The sequence below is a fragment of the Methylobacterium sp. GXF4 genome, from assembly GCF_000272495.1.
Taxonomy (GTDB): Bacteria; Pseudomonadota; Alphaproteobacteria; order Rhizobiales; family Beijerinckiaceae; genus Methylobacterium; species Methylobacterium brachiatum.
In genome coordinates, this window is the sequence record NZ_AKFK01000079.1 from 14,814 (window position 1) to 30,938 (window position 16,125).

At 69.4% G+C, this 16,125-nt stretch carries 13 protein-coding genes; 7 read left to right on the forward strand and 6 right to left on the reverse strand.

The window, feature by feature from the left end; translation table 11 throughout:
* Positions 1-13: 13 nt before the first annotated feature.
* The 4 genes from mmsB to WYO_RS21905 all read right to left on the reverse strand — a co-directional run bounded on the left by mmsB (position 14) and on the right by WYO_RS21905 (position 5,187).
* Entirely contained in the window at positions 14-1,255 is a 1,242-nt protein-coding gene (gene mmsB / locus WYO_RS21890) for a multiple monosaccharide ABC transporter permease (protein ID WP_007566565.1), read from the reverse strand.
* Positions 1,252-2,787 carry a multiple monosaccharide ABC transporter ATP-binding protein gene (gene mmsA / locus WYO_RS21895; protein ID WP_007566566.1) on the reverse strand — a complete coding sequence of 512 codons (1,536 nt, stop codon included), beginning with the start codon at positions 2,785-2,787 and terminating at the stop codon, positions 1,252-1,254. The genes mmsB and mmsA overlap by 4 nt, the downstream gene beginning before the upstream one ends.
* Before the next feature lie 100 nt (positions 2,788-2,887).
* Positions 2,888-3,916: a multiple monosaccharide ABC transporter substrate-binding protein gene (gene chvE, locus WYO_RS21900; RefSeq protein ID WP_047170905.1), complete on the reverse strand. Its 1,029-nt coding sequence runs from the start codon at positions 3,914-3,916 to the stop codon at positions 2,888-2,890.
* Between the two features lie 518 nt (positions 3,917-4,434).
* Positions 4,435-5,187 (reverse strand): SDR family oxidoreductase, encoded by a 753-nt coding sequence (locus WYO_RS21905; protein ID WP_007566568.1) that lies wholly within the window; start codon positions 5,185-5,187, stop codon positions 4,435-4,437.
* Between the two features lie 197 nt (positions 5,188-5,384).
* On the opposite strand from WYO_RS21905, the gene WYO_RS21910 reads away from it, so the two are divergent.
* The 5 genes from WYO_RS21910 to mutS all read left to right on the forward strand — a co-directional run bounded on the left by WYO_RS21910 (position 5,385) and on the right by mutS (position 11,876).
* Positions 5,385-7,118, forward strand: coding sequence for a patatin-like phospholipase family protein (locus WYO_RS21910; protein WP_007566570.1), 1,734 nt, complete (start codon positions 5,385-5,387; stop codon positions 7,116-7,118).
* A gap of 122 nt (positions 7,119-7,240) precedes the next feature.
* Complete coding sequence (locus tag WYO_RS21915; protein ID WP_007566572.1) at positions 7,241-7,456, forward strand: hypothetical protein; 216 nt, start codon at positions 7,241-7,243, stop codon at positions 7,454-7,456.
* A gap of 62 nt (positions 7,457-7,518) precedes the next feature.
* Positions 7,519-8,379: an alpha/beta fold hydrolase gene (locus WYO_RS21920; protein ID WP_007566573.1), complete on the forward strand. Its 861-nt coding sequence runs from the start codon at positions 7,519-7,521 to the stop codon at positions 8,377-8,379.
* A gap of 319 nt (positions 8,380-8,698) precedes the next feature.
* On the forward strand, positions 8,699-9,004 hold the full coding sequence (locus tag WYO_RS21925) for a hypothetical protein (protein WP_007566575.1): 306 nt from the start codon (positions 8,699-8,701) through the stop codon (positions 9,002-9,004).
* 154 nt (positions 9,005-9,158) lie between these two features.
* Positions 9,159-11,876 carry a DNA mismatch repair protein MutS gene (gene mutS, locus WYO_RS21930; protein WP_007566577.1) on the forward strand — a complete coding sequence of 906 codons (2,718 nt, stop codon included), beginning with the start codon at positions 9,159-9,161 and terminating at the stop codon, positions 11,874-11,876.
* Between the two features lie 70 nt (positions 11,877-11,946).
* Here mutS and WYO_RS21935 read toward each other — a convergent pair whose 3' ends face one another.
* On the reverse strand, positions 11,947-12,390 hold the full coding sequence (locus WYO_RS21935) for a response regulator (RefSeq protein WP_007566579.1): 444 nt from the start codon (positions 12,388-12,390) through the stop codon (positions 11,947-11,949).
* 66 nt (positions 12,391-12,456) lie between these two features.
* Positions 12,457-13,497, reverse strand: coding sequence for a PAS domain-containing protein (locus WYO_RS21940; RefSeq protein ID WP_007566581.1), 1,041 nt, complete (start codon positions 13,495-13,497; stop codon positions 12,457-12,459).
* Between the two features lie 253 nt (positions 13,498-13,750).
* Between WYO_RS21940 and WYO_RS21945 the strand changes: the two genes are divergently transcribed.
* Together WYO_RS21945 and WYO_RS21950 are read left to right on the forward strand one after the other, a co-directional pair.
* Positions 13,751-15,133: an AmpG family muropeptide MFS transporter gene (locus tag WYO_RS21945; protein ID WP_007566583.1), complete on the forward strand. Its 1,383-nt coding sequence runs from the start codon at positions 13,751-13,753 to the stop codon at positions 15,131-15,133.
* Between the two features lie 25 nt (positions 15,134-15,158).
* Positions 15,159-16,097: an EcsC family protein gene (locus WYO_RS21950; RefSeq protein WP_007566584.1), complete on the forward strand. Its 939-nt coding sequence runs from the start codon at positions 15,159-15,161 to the stop codon at positions 16,095-16,097.
* Positions 16,098-16,125 lie beyond the last annotated feature (28 nt).

Sequence of the window (16,125 nt, forward strand, 5' to 3'; positions counted from 1 at the left end):
CCTTCGCCGCCGGTCAGGCGCGGTTCTTCTTGTTGTAGACGTCGAGGCAGACCGCAGCCAGGAGCACGACGCCCTTAATGACCTGCTGGTAATCGATGCCGATCCCGAGGATCGACATGCCGTTGTTCATCACGCCGATGATGAACGCCCCGATGACGACGCCCGAGACCTTGCCGATGCCGCCGGCCGCGGAGGCGCCGCCGATGAAGCAGGCCGCGATGACATCGAGCTCGAAGCCGACGCCGGCCTTCGGGGTCGCGGTGTTCAGGCGCGCGGCGAAGATCATGCCGGCGAGCCCGGCCAGGGCGCCCATATTGGCGAAGGTCAGGAAGGTCAGCCGCTCGGTCTTGATCCCCGACAGGCGCGCGGCCTTGATGTTGCCGCCCAGCGCGTAGATGCGCCGCCCGATCGTCGTCCGCGTGGTGATGAAGCGGTACAGCATCACCAGCACGAACATGACGATCAGCACGTTCGGCAGGCCGCGATACGCGCTCATCTGGTACGCGAAGGCGAGGATCACGATGGTCGTGATGCCGTTGCGGAAGATGAACGACGCCAGGCTGTCGGGCTGACTGCCATGCCGCACCTGCACCGTGCGGCGCTGCCAGTTGACCCCGAACAGGATGAGCGCGAGCAGCGCCCCGATCAGCAGGGAGGTCCAGGGGCCGGCGAAATTGGTCAGGAACCCCTTGGCGAGGAGCTGGAACACCTCCGGGAACGGCCCGATCGAGGCGCCCTGCAGCAGAGCCAGGGTCAGGCCCCGGAAGACCAGCATGCCGGCCAGGGTGACGATGAAGCTCGGAATGCCGAGATAGGCGACGAACGCGCCCTGCAGACCGCCGATGGCGGCCCCGACCGCGAGGCAGACCACCGTGGCCGAGAGGGGATCGAGCCCGACGCGGACCATCAGCAAGGCGGCGAGCGCGCCCACGAAGCCCACGATCGACCCGATCGACAGGTCGATATGCCCGGCCACGATGACCAGCAGCATGCCCAGCGCCATCACGACGACGTAGCTGTTCTGCAGGATCAGGTTGGTCAGGTTGAGCGGCTGAAACAGCACGCCGTTGGTGGTGTACTCGAAGAACAGCGTGATCAGCAGCAGGGCGATCAGCAGCCCGTAATCCCGGAACTGCGAGGTCCCGAGGAAGCCGCGTTTCGCGCCCGCATCGGCGGCGGGCTTGGCCTCGGGCAGGGACTCGGGAAGGGAATCGGTGCCGGGGATCATCGACTTGCCCGCAGAGATATCGCTCATCCGTTTCGTTCCTTCGAGCGCATGATCGCGCGCATGATCGCCTCCTGGCTCGCTTCCGAGCGCTGGAACTCGCCCACGAAACGCCCCTCGTTCATCACGTAGATGCGGTCGCACATGCCGAGCAGCTCCGGCATCTCCGACGAGATCATCAGCACGGCCCGGCCGCCATCGGCCAACTCATTGATGATCGAGTAGATTTCGTATTTAGCGCCGACATCGATGCCCCGTGTCGGCTCGTCCAGGATCAGCACCTTGGGGTGCGTGAACAGCCACTTGCTGAGCACGACCTTCTGCTGGTTGCCGCCCGAGAGGTTGACCGTCTGCTGCGCCACGCCGAAGGAGCGGATGCGCATCTTGGTCCGGTAATCGGTGGCGACCTGGCGCTCCTTGTCCTCGTCGATCACCGCGGCCGTGGACACGCCCGGCAGATTCGCCAGCGTGGTGTTCTTGGTGATGGTCTCCTCGAGCACGAGGCCGAGCTGCTTCCGGTCCTCGGTCACGTAGGCGATGCCCGCCGCGATCGCCTTGCCGATGGTCGAGACATCGACATCCCGGCCCTCGATCCGGACGCGGCCCGAAATGCCCTGGCCGTAGGAGCGGCCGAACAGGCTCATGGCGAGTTCGGTGCGGCCGGAGCCCATCAGGCCGGCGATGCCGACGATCTCGCCCTTGCGGACGGTGAGGTTGACGTTGCGCACCACCGCCCGGTCGGCGTGGACGGCGTGGTGCACCGTCCAGTCGCTCACCTCGAGCATCACGTCGCCGATCCGCGGCTCGCGGACCGGATAGCGGTTGGCCATCTCGCGGCCGACCATGCCCCGGATGATGCGATCCTCGTCGATCGACCCGTCGCGGCAATCGAGCGTCTCGACCGTGGTGCCGTCGCGCAGGACGGTGATCCGGTCAGCGACCTTCGCGATCTCGTTGAGCTTGTGCGAGATCAGGATCGACGCGATGCCCTGCTCGCGGAAGCGGATCAGCAGGCGCAGGAGCGCGTCGCTATCCTTTTCGCTGAGGCTCGCGGTCGGCTCGTCGAGGATGAGCAGCTTGACCTTCTTCGACAGCGCCTTCGCGATCTCGACGAGCTGCTGCTTGCCGACCCCGAGATGGGTCACCAGCGTATCGGGATTCTCGTCGAGGCCCACGGTCCTGAGGAGTTCGACCGCCCGGGCGAACATGCGGTCCCGGTCGATGATGCCGAACCGCGCCGGCTCGTTGCCGAGGAAGATGTTCTCGGCGATCGACAGGAACGGGACCAGCGCGAGCTCCTGGTGGATGATGACGATTCCGACGCGCTCGCTGTCGGAGATGTCCCGGAACTGGCAGAGCCGGCCCTCGTAGTGGATCTCGCCCTCGTAGGTGCCGTGGGGATAGACCCCGCTCAGCACCTTCATCAGCGTCGACTTCCCGGCGCCGTTCTCGCCGACCAGGGCGTGGATCTCGGCGGGCTGGACCGTCAGGTTGACGTCGGAGAGCGCCTTGACGCCGGGGAATGTCTTAGTAATCCCGCGCATTTCGAGGACGGGCTGCATGCGACCAATTCCGGCTCGTCGTTCATGAGGTCGGCAGCCGATGCCGGAGATACCGGCATCGGCCAGGATCGGTCGGAGCCGGCGCCCGGCCCCGGAAGGCTTACTTGAGCTGGTCGAGCGTGTAGTAGCCCGTATCCACCAGGGCCGGCTTCCAGTTGGCCTTTGTGACGATCACGGGCTTCAGCAGGTAGGCCGGAACGACCTTCTTGCCGTTGTTGTAGGTCTTGGTGTCGTTGACCTCCGGCTGCTTGCCGGACACGATGGCGTCGATCATCGCGACCGTCACCTTGGCCAGCTCGCGCGTATCCTTGAAGATCGTCGAGTATTGCTCGCCGGCGATGATCGACTTGATCGATTGCAGCTCGGCATCCTGGCCGCTGACGACCGGCATCTTCAGGCTGCCTGACCCGTAGCCGACGCCCTTGAGCGACGAGATGATGCCGATCGAGATGCCGTCGTAGGGCGACAGGACCGCGTCGAGCTTGGCGTTGCCGTAATAGGCCGAGAGCAGGTTATCCATGCGGGCCTGGGCCGTGGCCGGATCCCAGCGCAGGGTCGAGACCTTGTCCATGCCGGTCTGGCCGGACCGCACGACCAGCTTCTTCGCGTCGATGTAAGGCTGCAGCACCGACAGGGCGCCGTCGTAGAAGAAGTAGGCGTTGTTGTCGTCCGGCGAGCCGCCGAACAGCTCGATGTTGAACGGCCCCTTGCCGTCCTTCAGCCCGAGCCCGTCGACGATCGAGCTGGCCTGCTGCACGCCGACCTGGAAATTGTCGAACGTGGCGTAATAATCGACGTTGGGGGTGCCCTTGATCAGGCGGTCATAGGCGATGACCTTGACGCCGCTATCCTTGGCCTTCGACAGAACGTCGCTCAGCGTGGTCCCGTCGATCGAGGCGATCACCAGGACCTTGGCGCCCTTGGTGAGCATGTTCTCGATCTGCGCGAGCTGGTTCGGGATGTCGTCGTCGGCGTATTGCAGGTCCGGCTTGTAGCCCTTGGCCGTCAGCAGCTTCACGATGTTGTTGCCGTCGTCGATCCAGCGCTGGGACGACTTGGTCGGCATGGCGACGCCGATCAGGTCGCCGCCGGCGGCAAGCGCCTCGGGAACGGCGATACCCGCCAGCATCGAGGCGGCGAGCGCGAGCTTGAGAAAGGTCTGCCTGGTGATCATCAAGTCCCCCCGGTCGTAGCGTAGTCTTGCGCGCCTCTTCGGCGCACTTCGCATTGTGCGAATGTTTTTTTGATTTGCAGAAGTCATCGCGTGGCCGGATCGATACGTCCGGTCCGGAACGATCACCTTGCGCCGGCGCGTGGATCCCGGCTCATCCGGGGCGACCGAAAGTCGTCGGCCTCGCAGCACCCCGTTCACGCGCTCTTCAGACGCTCGGCGACGGGACGCGCGATGGCGATGCACAGGCGCGAGGGCCCTCGACCTGTGCGCGACCGAGTTCGGACCCCGGCCGTTTTGTTCAGAGATTTGTATGAGTTATAAAACCGGGCGTCAATCGGCGCCGCGCGGCGCGCACGGAAAAACCGTGGCTGTTGGTAAGCGCGACCCCGCCGGCTCGGCGCGACGCGGTCTCCGGGCGGCGCAGGCCTGAGCGGCGGGCGCGGCGATCGCCTGGGCGCGCCGCGCCGGGAAGCTCAGCCGCGGCCGACGAACGGCATCTTGGTCGCCATGACGGTGATGAACTGGACGTTGGCGGACAGGGGCAGGTTGGCCATCATCAGCACCGCGTCGCCGACATGGTCCGGGTCCATCACCGCCTCGGCCCGGATGGAGCCGTCGGCCTGGGCGACGCCCTCCTTCATCTTGCCGCCCATCGGGGTGTCGGCATTGCCGATATCGATCTGGCCGGAGGCGATGTCGTAGGCGCGCCCGTCGAGCGAGGTCGCCTTGGTCAGCCCGGTCACCGCGTGTTTCGTGGCCGTATACGCGATCGAGTTCGGCCGCGGGGCATGCGCCGAGATCGAGCCGTTGTTGATGATCCGCCCGCCCCGAGGATCCTGGTCGCGCATGATCCGGAAGGCGTGCTGAGTGCACAGGAACAGGGCGGTGAGGTTGGTGTCCACCACCTGCCGCCACGTCTCCAGCGGCAGGTCTTCCAGGGGGACAGGCGGCGCGCCGATCCCGGCATTGTTGAACAGCAGGTCCAGGCGACCGAACCGCGCCTTGGTCTGCGCGAACAGGTTGGCGATCGAATCCGGGTCGGTCACGTCCGTGGGGACCACGAGCGCGCGCCCTTCCTCGATCTGCGCCGCGACCGCGTCGAGGGGGGCCTGCCGCCGCCCCGACAGCACGACGCTCCATCCGGCCCGGGCGAGGGCCAGGGCCGAAGCCTTGCCGACCCCCGTCCCCGCTCCGGTCACGATCGCGATCCGATCAGCCCCCGACATCGCTGCCTCCCTGTTTATGGCGTTGTCCTGCCTGTACCGGACGGCCGTGGCGGCGCGAAGGGCGATCCGTTTCAGATCGGCCCGAACCGTCGCGGACCGCACCACCGCCAACACGCTATACTGCTACGGGGGAAGCGGGCCGGGAGCGGGGCGATGCGGGCGTATGGGATGGCGGACGTGACCGGGGCGGGGCAGGGGTGAGCCAACCCGAGATTCCGTTCCTCGCCGGTCTCGACCCTGCGGCGGTCGAGGCGGTGCGGGCCCGCATGGTCGCGCTGACGGTGCCCGGGGGCCGGACGCTGTTCGAGCAGGGCGAGACCGGGGATGCGCTCTACACCCTGGTCTCCGGCGCGGTCGGCGTTTCGACCCGCGACCATCACGGGGTCCAGACCCGGATCGCCCGGCTCCGCCCGCCCGCGATCTTCGGCGAGATGGCGCTGTTATCCGACGCGCCGCGGGCGGCGACCGTGACGGCTTTGCGCGAGTCCCAGTTCCTGTGCCTCACCCGCGCGGCCTTCGAGACCGTGATCGCGGAGCATCCGCACACGCTCCTGTACTTCGCGCGAATGCTCGCCGAGCGCCTGCGCACGCTCTACGAGGGGCATTCGGTCCACCACGCGCCGCGGACCTTCCTGGTGATGGCCGTGACCGACGGCCCCGATCCCGAACCGTTCGCGCAGGCCTTCGCCACCGCCCTGGACGCCATCCTGCCGGGAAAGACCGGTTGCCTGAGCCATTGGCCGGAGGCTGCCGACGAGGATGGGGTTCAGGCCTTCGAGGCCCGTCATGCGCGGACGGTGTTCGTGGCCCGGGACATCGATTGCCCCTGGTGCCGCCTGAGCCAGCGCCTCGGCGACCACGTTCTGCTCCTGGCCGAGCCCGGCGCGCCGCCGCGCCCGGACGTGACCGCCTATTTGGAGCGGGTGCGCTCCGACTGGATCCGGATGGATCTGGTGGTGCGCCAGGATCCTCGGGCGCCGTACCCGAAGGCCCTGCATCCGGCCGTCGCGGCCATGCCCGCGGCGATGCAGATCCAGCTCCGTCCCGGGCGGGCGGACGATATCGGACGGCTGGCGCGGCTCGCCAGCGGCCTCGGGCGGGGCCTGGTGCTGGGCGGAGGCGGCGCGCGGGCGCTCGCCCATCTCGGCGTTCTGCGCGCCCTGGACGAGGCCGGTTGCGCGCCGGATTTCGTCGGCGGCACCAGCATGGGCGCGGTGATCGCCGCCAGCCTCGCCATGGGCTGGAGCCTCACCGAGATCCGGGAGCAGACCGAGGCCGCCTTCGCGGGCCGCAACCCGATCAACGATTACACGCTGCCGATCCACGCCCTGACCCGCGGGGCCAAGGTCGATGCGAGCCTCGCCGAGCGCTATGGCGGCGCGCGCATCGAGGATCTGTGGCTGCCGTTCTTCTGCGTGTCGTCGAACCTGACGACCGGCCGCGCGATGATCCACCGCGCCGGCGACCTCCCGAAGGCACTGCGCGCCAGTATCGCCATCCCGGGGCTGCTGCCGCCGGTCCTGTGCGACGAGGGCGTCCTGGTCGATGGCGGCATGATGAACAACGTGCCGGCGGACGTGGCGGCCGATCTGGAGCGCGGTCCGGTCCTGGCCGTCGATGTCGGCAGCGACCGGGCGTTCCAGGACATGCCGACACGGGGCTGGCGCGGCCGGCTCCTGCGCAGGCTGATCGGATCGCCGGCGGCGATGCCGGGCCTGGCGCCGCTGCTGCTGCGGGCCGCCACCGTGTCGAGCGACGCGCAGACGATGGTGGCCGCTGCCCATGCCACGGCCCTGCTCAGGCCACCGCTCGCCGGCATCGACCTGCGGGCCTGGTCGAGCTTCCGAGAATCCGCCGAGCTCGGCTACCGGGACACGCAAGCGAATATCGCGGCTGGCCATCTGGCGCCGTGGCTCGACCCGATGCGCTGACGGATCGAGGCGCCGCCCCGGCGGCCGGGCGTGTGCCAGCGCACGGCGGCGATCCGCACGCGGTAACCGAACGGCCGGGGCAACGATCTTCCCTGTGAGACGACACGTTGAGCCCGAAGATCATGATTCCCCATTCAGCCAGACCGCGCGCGACGACCGAGACGACCGGCGCGCGAAGCCTACGCGACGCCGCGGGGTCGCCCTATGTCCCGGCGACCGGTGCCCTGCTGCACGGTGCGGCCTTCGTCCTGCTCTGTCTCTGGACGCGGACCTCCCCCGACCGGCTCAGGGACCAGCTCGATCCCGGGGCGGATTCCTGCTCGGCGCTCGGCTTCTGACCGGACGGATGCGTGGCGGCCCCGCGGGGTGAGCCCGTGGGCATGAGGGAGCGAGGCACGGGATGACGGATGTGGCGGGCGTCGCGTTTCGTCGGGTCGGCCTGCCGGGGCTGAGCCTGCACGTCGCAGAGGCCGGTCCCGAGGCGGGTCCGCCCACCATCCTGCTGCATGGCTTCCCGGAATTCTGGTACGGCTGGCGGCACCAGATCGGGCCGCTCTCCGAGGCAGGCCTGCGGCTCGTCCTGCCCGACCAGCGCGGCTACGGCCTCAGCGACAAGCCGGATGGGGTGCCCGCCTATCACCTCGACAAGCTGGCCGGCGACGTGATCGCCCTTGCCGACGCGTACGGTTTCGCGACGATCCGTCTGGTCGGCCACGATTGGGGCGGGCTCGTCGCGTGGTGGACAGCCAGCCACTATCCCGACCGGATCGCGCGGCTCGCGATCCTCAACGCGCCGCATCCGGGCGTTGTCGGGGCTTACATCCGCAGCCATCCGGGGCAGTGGCTGCGCAGCGCCTATGTCGGGCTGTTCCAGCTGCCAATCCTGCCGGAGCGGCTGCTCACGGCCGACCGATGCCGGGCTCTGCGGCACGCGCTGACCGGCACGAGCCGGCCGGGCGCCTTCGCGCCGTCCGACCTCGACCGCTACGTCGAAGCCTGGCTGCAGCCCGGCGCGATGACCGGGATGCTGAACTGGTATCGGGCGCTTGCCCGATTGCCGCGGGCGACGCCGCCCCGGGTCCGGGTGCCGACCCTGATCCTCTGGGGCAAGCAGGACACCGCCCTCCAACCCGGCCTCGCGGAGGCGAGCCTGGACCTCTGCGAGGCCGGGCGGATCGAATGGTTCGATCAGGCGACCCACTGGCTCCCCCATGAGGAGCCGGCTGCGGTGAACGCCGCGCTGCGGCACTTCCTGACCTGAGCGCCGGTTCGAGCGCGGAGGCGCGAACCCGTTCCCTCATTCTTCCGCGACCGGGAAACCGCATCCGCGCCGAGCGATCCGCAAGCGCTTGCAGTGCTCGGGTTCGATCGCGGCCACTGGATAATCTTCCCAGAAGTTGCATCACCACAGTCAAAATGATGCGCAAGGTTAGTTTCGTCGGCTCGCTACGGCCGGCATCACCGATTAATCCGGCGTTTTGTCAGATTGCGCAGGAGCATTTTTGCCTAGCCCACCGGAACATCTCGGTGCGCGAGCCATTATGATGGCACCTCTCAGACTAGACCGGAGCATTTCAAAGATGTCATTTCGTTCACTGCTGACCGCGGGCCTGTTTTTCGGCGGCCTCGTCGCCGGGACAGCGGCGGTCCAGGCCGCGCCGGCGATGCCGCAGCCGGGCCTGGCCGGCGCCGGCGCCGGCATGGTCGATACCGTGGCGATGCATCACCATCGCCACCATCGGATGCACCGGCACCATTCCACGCGCCATGAGCGTCGGATGCGCCGCATGAACACGATGCGTCACGGCAACCCGAACGCGAAGAACCCGGCCCTGCGCGGCTACCAGCAGAACCTCGGCAACACCACCGGCGGCCCACGCTACTGAGCTGGATCAACCGATCTTCGAACGACAGCCCGGCGCCCATGGCGCCGGGTTTTTTGTTGCGTGGGAGGCTTCATCCACCGGTAGTGACGGCTTCTCCCCAGGCGCGTCGCTCCGCACGGCCTGATTCGGCGGGCCCACTCTGCTAAGAGGCGCCATGGCCCGAACCGCCGTCCGCTCCGCCCCCGAAACGCCCCCCGCCGCCGCCCTGGATCCGGCCGGCGCCACGCCCATGATGGCGCAGTATATCGAGATCAAGGCGGCCAATCCCGATTGCCTCCTGTTCTACCGGATGGGAGATTTCTACGAGCTGTTCTTCGGCGACGCGGAGATCGCGTCGCGGGCGCTCGGCATCGTGCTGACCAAGCGTGGCCGCCACGGCGGCGCCGAGATCCCGATGTGCGGCGTCCCGGTGGACCGGGCGGACGATTACCTCAGCCGCCTCATCGCCATGGGCAACCGGGTGGCCGTCTGCGAGCAGACCGAGGATCCCGCCGAGGCCAAAAGGCGCGGCCCGAAATCGGTGGTGCGGCGGGAGGTGGTGCGCCTCGTCACGCCGGGCACCATCACCGAGGACCGCCTGCTCGATCCCGCCAGCGCCAACCTCCTGCTGGCGATCGGGCGGCGCAAGACCGGGGAGGGCGCGACCGCCTATGGTCTCGCCGCCATCGACATCTCCACCGGCCGCTTCTCGCTGAGCGAGGTCCCCGCCGGGGATCTCGCCGGCGCGATCGCCCGGCACGATCCCCGCGAGATCGTCCTGTCCGAGGCGATCCACGCCGATCCGGCGCTGGCGCGGATCTGGCAGGAGAGCCGGGCCGCCATCGTCCCCCTGGCGCAGGCGGAGCTGGAGCCCGCCGCGGCCGAGCGGCGGGTGCGCGAGCAATACGGCGTCTCGACGCTCGACGGCTTCGGCAGCTTCACCCGGGCCGAGATCCAGGCGGCCGGGACCGGCCTTCTCTACATCGCCCGCACGCAGCTCGCCGCCCGGGCGCCGCTCTCGGTGCCGACCCGCGAGGCGGCGGGCTCGACGCTTGCGATCGACGCCGCGACCCGCGCCAACCTGGAGTTGACCCGCACGCTCGCGGGCGAACGCACCGGCAGCCTGCTCGACACGATCGACCGGACGGTGACCGCCAACGGCGCCCGGCTGCTGGCCGAGCGCCTCGCCGGGCCGCTGACCGACCTGACCCGGATCGCGCAACGGCACGAGACCGTGGCGTATCTCGTCGAGAACCACACCCTGCGCCGGGCGATCCGCGACACACTGGCCCGGGCGCCCGATCTGGCGCGGGCGCTTTCCCGGGTGGGCCTGGGGCGCAGCGGCCCCCGGGATCTCGCTGCGATCCGCGACGGGCTGACCGCCGCCGCCGGGCTCGGGGCGGTGCTGAACGAGGCCGGCGGGGCGACCGTCGAGCTCGCCGAGATCGCGGAGGCGCTCGGCGCGGCCGATCCCGCTGTGGCGGCGGAGCTGCAGGCGGCGCTGGCCGACGAGCTGCCCCTGTCCCGGCGGGATGGCGGCTTTATCCGGGCGGGCTATTCGGACGAGATCGACGAGGCGCGGCTGCTCGGCCAGGATTCGCGCAAGGTCGTGGCGGCGCTCCAGGCCCGCTACGCCGAGGAGACCGGCTGCCGGACCCTGCGGATCAAGCACAACAACCTGCTGGGGTTTTTCATCGAGGTCCCGCAAACGGTGGGCGAGGCCTGCCTTAAGGGATTGCAGCGCGAATTCGTGCATCGGCAGACCATGGTGGACGCGATGCGGTTCACCAGCGTCGAATTGGGCGACCTGGAGCGACGGATCAGCGGCGCATCGGAGCGCGCGCTCGCCCTGGAATCGGACCTCTTCGACGCATTGGCCCGCCGGATCGTGGAACAATTTTCGCAGACGGCACAGGTCGCCGAAGCGATGGCGGCCCTCGACGTCGCCGGCAGCAACGCCGAACTCGCGGTGGAGCTGGATTGGCGCCGCCCGGAGGTCGACGATTCGCTGGCCTTCGCGATCACCGGCGGTCGTCACCCAGTGGTTGAGGCGGCCCTGCGCCGGGCCGGCGAGCCGTTCATCGCCAACGATTGCGACCTGTCGGGCGAGACGCGGGGCCGGATCCGGCTGATCACCGGCCCGAACATGGGCGGCAAGTCGACCTTCCTGCGCCAGAACGCGCTGATCGCCGTTCTGGCCCAGATGGGCGCCTTCGTGCCGGCCCAATCGGCGCGGATCGGCCGGGTCGACCGGCTGTTCTCGCGGGTGGGGGCGGCCGACGACCTAGCGCGGGGGCAATCGACCTTCATGGTCGAGATGGTGGAGACCGCGGCGATCCTGAACCAGGCGACGCGGCACTCCCTGGTGATCCTTGACGAGATCGGCCGCGGCACCGCGACCTTCGACGGGCTGTCGATCGCCTGGGCCTGCCTGGAGCATCTCCACGAGGCGAATGCCTGCCGGGCGCTGTTCGCCACCCATTTCCACGAGCTGACGGCCCTGGGCGACCGGCTGGCCCGGCTCGACAACGCCACCCTGAAGGTGGCCGAGCACCGGGACGGCGTGGTGTTCCTGCACGAGGTCGTGCCGGGCATCGCCGAGCGCAGCTACGGCCTGCAGGTGGCCCGCCTCGCCGGCCTGCCCGCCAGCGTCGTGGCACGGGCGGGCGCGATCCTCAAGAGCCTGGAGAAGGCCGAGCGCGGCCGCCCGGCCCGGGCCAAGATCGACGACCTGCCGCTGTTTGCGGCGCTCGCCCCGCCGCCACCGCCGGAGCCCCCGGCGGAGGATCCGCTGGGGGCGCTCCTCGACGCGATCGACCCTGATGCGCTGACCCCGCGGGAGGCGCTGGATGCGCTCTATCGGTTGAAGCGCGAGCGGGCGGAGAAGGGGTGAGTCCGGAGCCTCCCACCAACCTCCCTCATCCTGAGGGGCCTGGCAAAGGAACCGTCTTAAGAAGCAGATCTCACAGCGCCGGCGCGAAGGAGAACCCGTCCGGGGCGCTGTGGGTCGGCACGCGACCGGCGCGGCGGTCGGCGACCCAGTCGAGGATGCTGGCGACCACGCGCTCGGAATAGGGTTTTGCGATCACCCCGATGGCGCCGGCGAAGTCGTCCGGGATGCGCTTGGCGTTGGCGGTCATGAACACCACGGTGATCCGCGGGTCGGATGCGAGCGCCCGGGCGACCTCGACGCCGGTCGGGCCGTCGACTAGGTGGATGTCCACGAAGGCCACGTCCGGCTCGGCCGAGCGGCCGAGCGCGATGGCCTCCGCCGAGCTTCCCGCGATGCCGACCGTGACATGGCCGAGATCGTCGAGCAGGCACTCGAGTTCGAGCGCGATCAGCACCTCATCCTCGACCACGAGGATACGGAGCGCAGCATCCGCGCCGGCGTTCCCATCCCGCATGCGATCTCCTGTTTGGCGTCTGGACCGCTGAGCTTTTCACGAGCTTGAAGCGTTCGGGCCGGATTCTCAAGTCGGCGAGAGCAGCGGGATGTCGATCGCGACATAGGTGCCGGGCCCGGCATCCGCCCACGCGATCGTGCCGCGCAGCTGACGGACCACCATCTCCACGAGATTGCGCCCGAATCCGGCCGGGTTCGGCGGCGCGGCCGCCAGGCCCACGCCATCGTCCCGGATCGTCAGCTGCATGCCCGATTGCGTCCGGCGAGCGGTGATCGAGACGCGCCCCTCGCGGGCGTTCGGGAAGGCGTGGCGCAGGGCGTTGGCGGTCAGCTCGTGGATCAGCAAAGCGAGCGGCGCCGCCATGGCGGCCGCCACCGCGATCGGCTCGACCTCGGCCTCGACCCGCTGCTTCTCGTGATCGAGCCCGGCATTCACGTCGGACAGGAATTCGGAGGCGAAGTCGCCGAGGTTGAAATGGGTGCAGTCGCCCTCCGAATAGAGCATCCGGTGGGCGGTGGAGAGCGCGCCGATCCGCTCGGCCATGCCCTGCAGCGCGTCCCGGGCCTCACCCTCCGGGGTGCGGCGGGCCTTGAGCAGCATCAAGGAGGAGATCACCTGAAGATTGTTCTTCACCCGGTGATCGACCTCGTGGAGCAGGGCGGTCTTCTGCTCCAGGGCGGCGCTCAGGTCGTGGGTCCGGGCCGCGACCAGACGCTCCAGCTCGTCGTTGGTGACTCGCATGGTCACCTCACGCTCGCGGGTATGGGTCATGTCGGCCTGGGCCGCGTAGAAATAGGCGAGGCCGGCCTCGTCATGGACCGGCGTGACCGTCATCGCGCTCCAGTAGGGCGTGCCGTCCTTGCGGTAGTTCAGAAGCTCGGCGGTCACCGGCTCGCCGGCCTCGATGGCGGCGTGGATCCGGGCGACCTCGGCCGGGTCGGTCCCGGGCCCCTGCAGCATGCGGCAGTTGCGCCCCAGCAATTCGTCGGTGGCGAACCCGGTCAGGCCCAGGAATGCGTCGTTGACCCAGGTGATCGGGTTGTCGGGCGCCCGTGCGTCGGTGATGACCATCGGCGACGGGCTGCGCGCGAACGCATCGACCAGCATCGCGTGCGGCGGGCTGGGCTCGGTTGAGGTACTCAACACATCATTCCACACTTGGTCGACACGACTCGTCCGCGCTCCGTGACGGCGTGGCGGAGCCGGGCGTGCTCCGCGCGTGCGGGACGTGGACACCACGTTAAGCAGTCATCGACCATGATTAAGGCGCACGGCCTCCCGATCCAGCCCCGGCCCGAACGGCCCAAGGCTGCCACGTTTTCGCGAGATCAAGGCCAGTAAGGCTCAGGAGTTCCATGCCATGGCCAACCCGCCACAGGCTGCCCACCGCTTTCATCTGCGCGATATTGTCCAGGACCGGCGAATCCTACTGATGCTGGCCCTTGGATTCTCATCCGGATTGCCGCTCCTGCTGGTGCTGGGGACGTTCACGCTGCGGCTCGCCTTCTCCGATATCGACGTGCGGGCGATCGGCCTGTTCAGCTACGTGGCGCTGCCGTACTCGCTGAAATTCCTCTGGGCGCCGGCGATCGACCGGCTGAACGTGCCGGTCCTGACCGCACGGCTCGGCCGGCGCCGGGCCTGGATGGTCACGACCCAGGCCGCGGTCGCCCTATGCCTGATCCTGATGGCCTTCTCGGACCCGAAGACCAACCTGGCGCTCCTCGGCCTCGGCGCCTTCTTGGTGGCGTTCTGCGCGGCCAGCCAGGACGTGGTGGTGGATGGCTGGCGCATCGACGCCGCCGGCAGCGACTTCCAGGGTATCCTGGCGGCGACCTCGAACCTCGGCTACCGGCTCGGGCTGATCGCGGCCGGGGCAGGCGCCCTGTTCATCGCCTCCGCCGGGGGCTGGACGATCGCCTACCTGACCATGGCGGCCCTGATGCTGGTCGGCATGATCGCCGCGCTGCTGGCGCCGGCCTTCGACGCGCCGCCGCGGGTGCAGGCGGACTCCACCGGCCATTCCCGGTTCTGGTCGATGCGCCGGGCCGTGCTCGAGCCGCTGACCGAGCTGCACGGCCGGTTCGGCGGGGCGCTCTGGGGCATCCTGCTGCTGGTCGCGCTCTACCGGCTGCCGGACTTCCTCTCCGGGGTGATGGCGAGCCCGCTCTACCGGGCGCTCGGCTTCGACCTGAAGGAGATCGCCACCGTCACCAAGCTCTACGGCATCTGGGTCGGCATCGCGGGCGGCTTCGCGGGCGGTTGGGCGCTGGCCCGGCTGGGCCTGTTCCCGACCCTGCTGCTCGGCGCCTTCCTGGCCGCGTCCTCGCACCTCGCCTTCGCCTGGCTCTCGGCCGGCGCCCCCGAGATCTGGCGCTTGACGGTAGCGATCTCGATCGAGAACTTCTGCGGATCCTTCGCGGGCATCGTCCTCATCGCCTACATGTCCAGCCTCACCAGCACGGCCTATGCGGCGACGCAGTACGCGTTGTTCTCCTCGCTCTACGCGCTACCGGGCAAGCTGATCGCCGGCTCCTCGGGCTTCGTGGTCGCGGCGATCGGCTATCCGGCCTTCTTCGTCATGACCTCGCTGGTCGGGATCCCGGTGCTGATCCTCTGCCTGGCGGTCGGGCGGCGCGGGCAGCGGCAGGACGAGGCCGCGGCGCGGGCGGCCGAGGCGGCGGGGAACCGCATCCCGGGGCCCGAGCTTCCTTCCACGGCGCGGGCCTCCGGCACCGCGTGATGCGACCAGATCCAGGAATTCACGGATGAGCACGAGCGACCTCACTCGCGCCGACGCGACGCTGCCGGCCCCGATCCCCGAAACCGCCCTGAGCGACGCGGATCTGGCCGCCCTGCGCCGGGCCGTGCAGGTGCTGGAACGGCCGAGCCTGGCCGCCCGCCTGTCCTCGGCGGCCGGGGCCCCCCTCGACATCATCAGCCGCTCGCTGCCGGCCCCGGTGACCGAGGCGGTCGGCCGCTCCACCGAAGCGGCGATGCGCGGCGCCCTGCGGGTCGCGCTGGCGACCCTGCCGCGCAAGGATGTCGTTCCGGCCGACGGCACCGAGATCGAGGCGGTCGCCGCCAAGGCGGAGAGCCGGCTGACCCGTCTGCTCGGCTCGGGCGACACCAAGCACAAGGCGTTCGCGGCGCTCTCGGGAGCGCTGGGCGGGGCGTTCGGCCTGGCGACCCTGGCGGTCGAGCTTCCGGTCTCGACCACGCTGATGCTGCGCTCGATCGCCGAGATCGCCCGTGAGGAGGGCGAGAACCTCGAGACGCCGGAAGGCGCGCTGGCCTGCGTCCAGGTCTTCGCCCTGGGCGGCCGGACCAGTACCCAGACCGAGGCGGGCTCGGCACTCACCGAGAGCGGCTACTTCGCCGTGCGTGCGGCCCTGGCCAAGACGCTCGCGGAGGCGGCCCGTTACGCCGGCAGCAAGACCCTGCTCGACCAGTCGGCACCGGCGCTCATCCGGTTCACCGCGCAGATCGCGGCCCGGTTCGGCCTTGTGGTCTCGCAGAAGGTCGCCGCGCAAGCCGTGCCGGTGCTGGGCGCCTTCGGGGGTGCGGCGGTGAACACCGCCTTCATGAGCCATTTCCAATCCACCGCCCGCGCGCATTTCACGGTCCGGCGGCTCGAGCGCACCTACGGGCCGGCCGCCGTGCGGGCGGCCTACGAGGTCGAGAAGGCGGCGCTCGGGGTGGCCTGAGCGGTTTTTCCGCTTCACCGTCATCGTG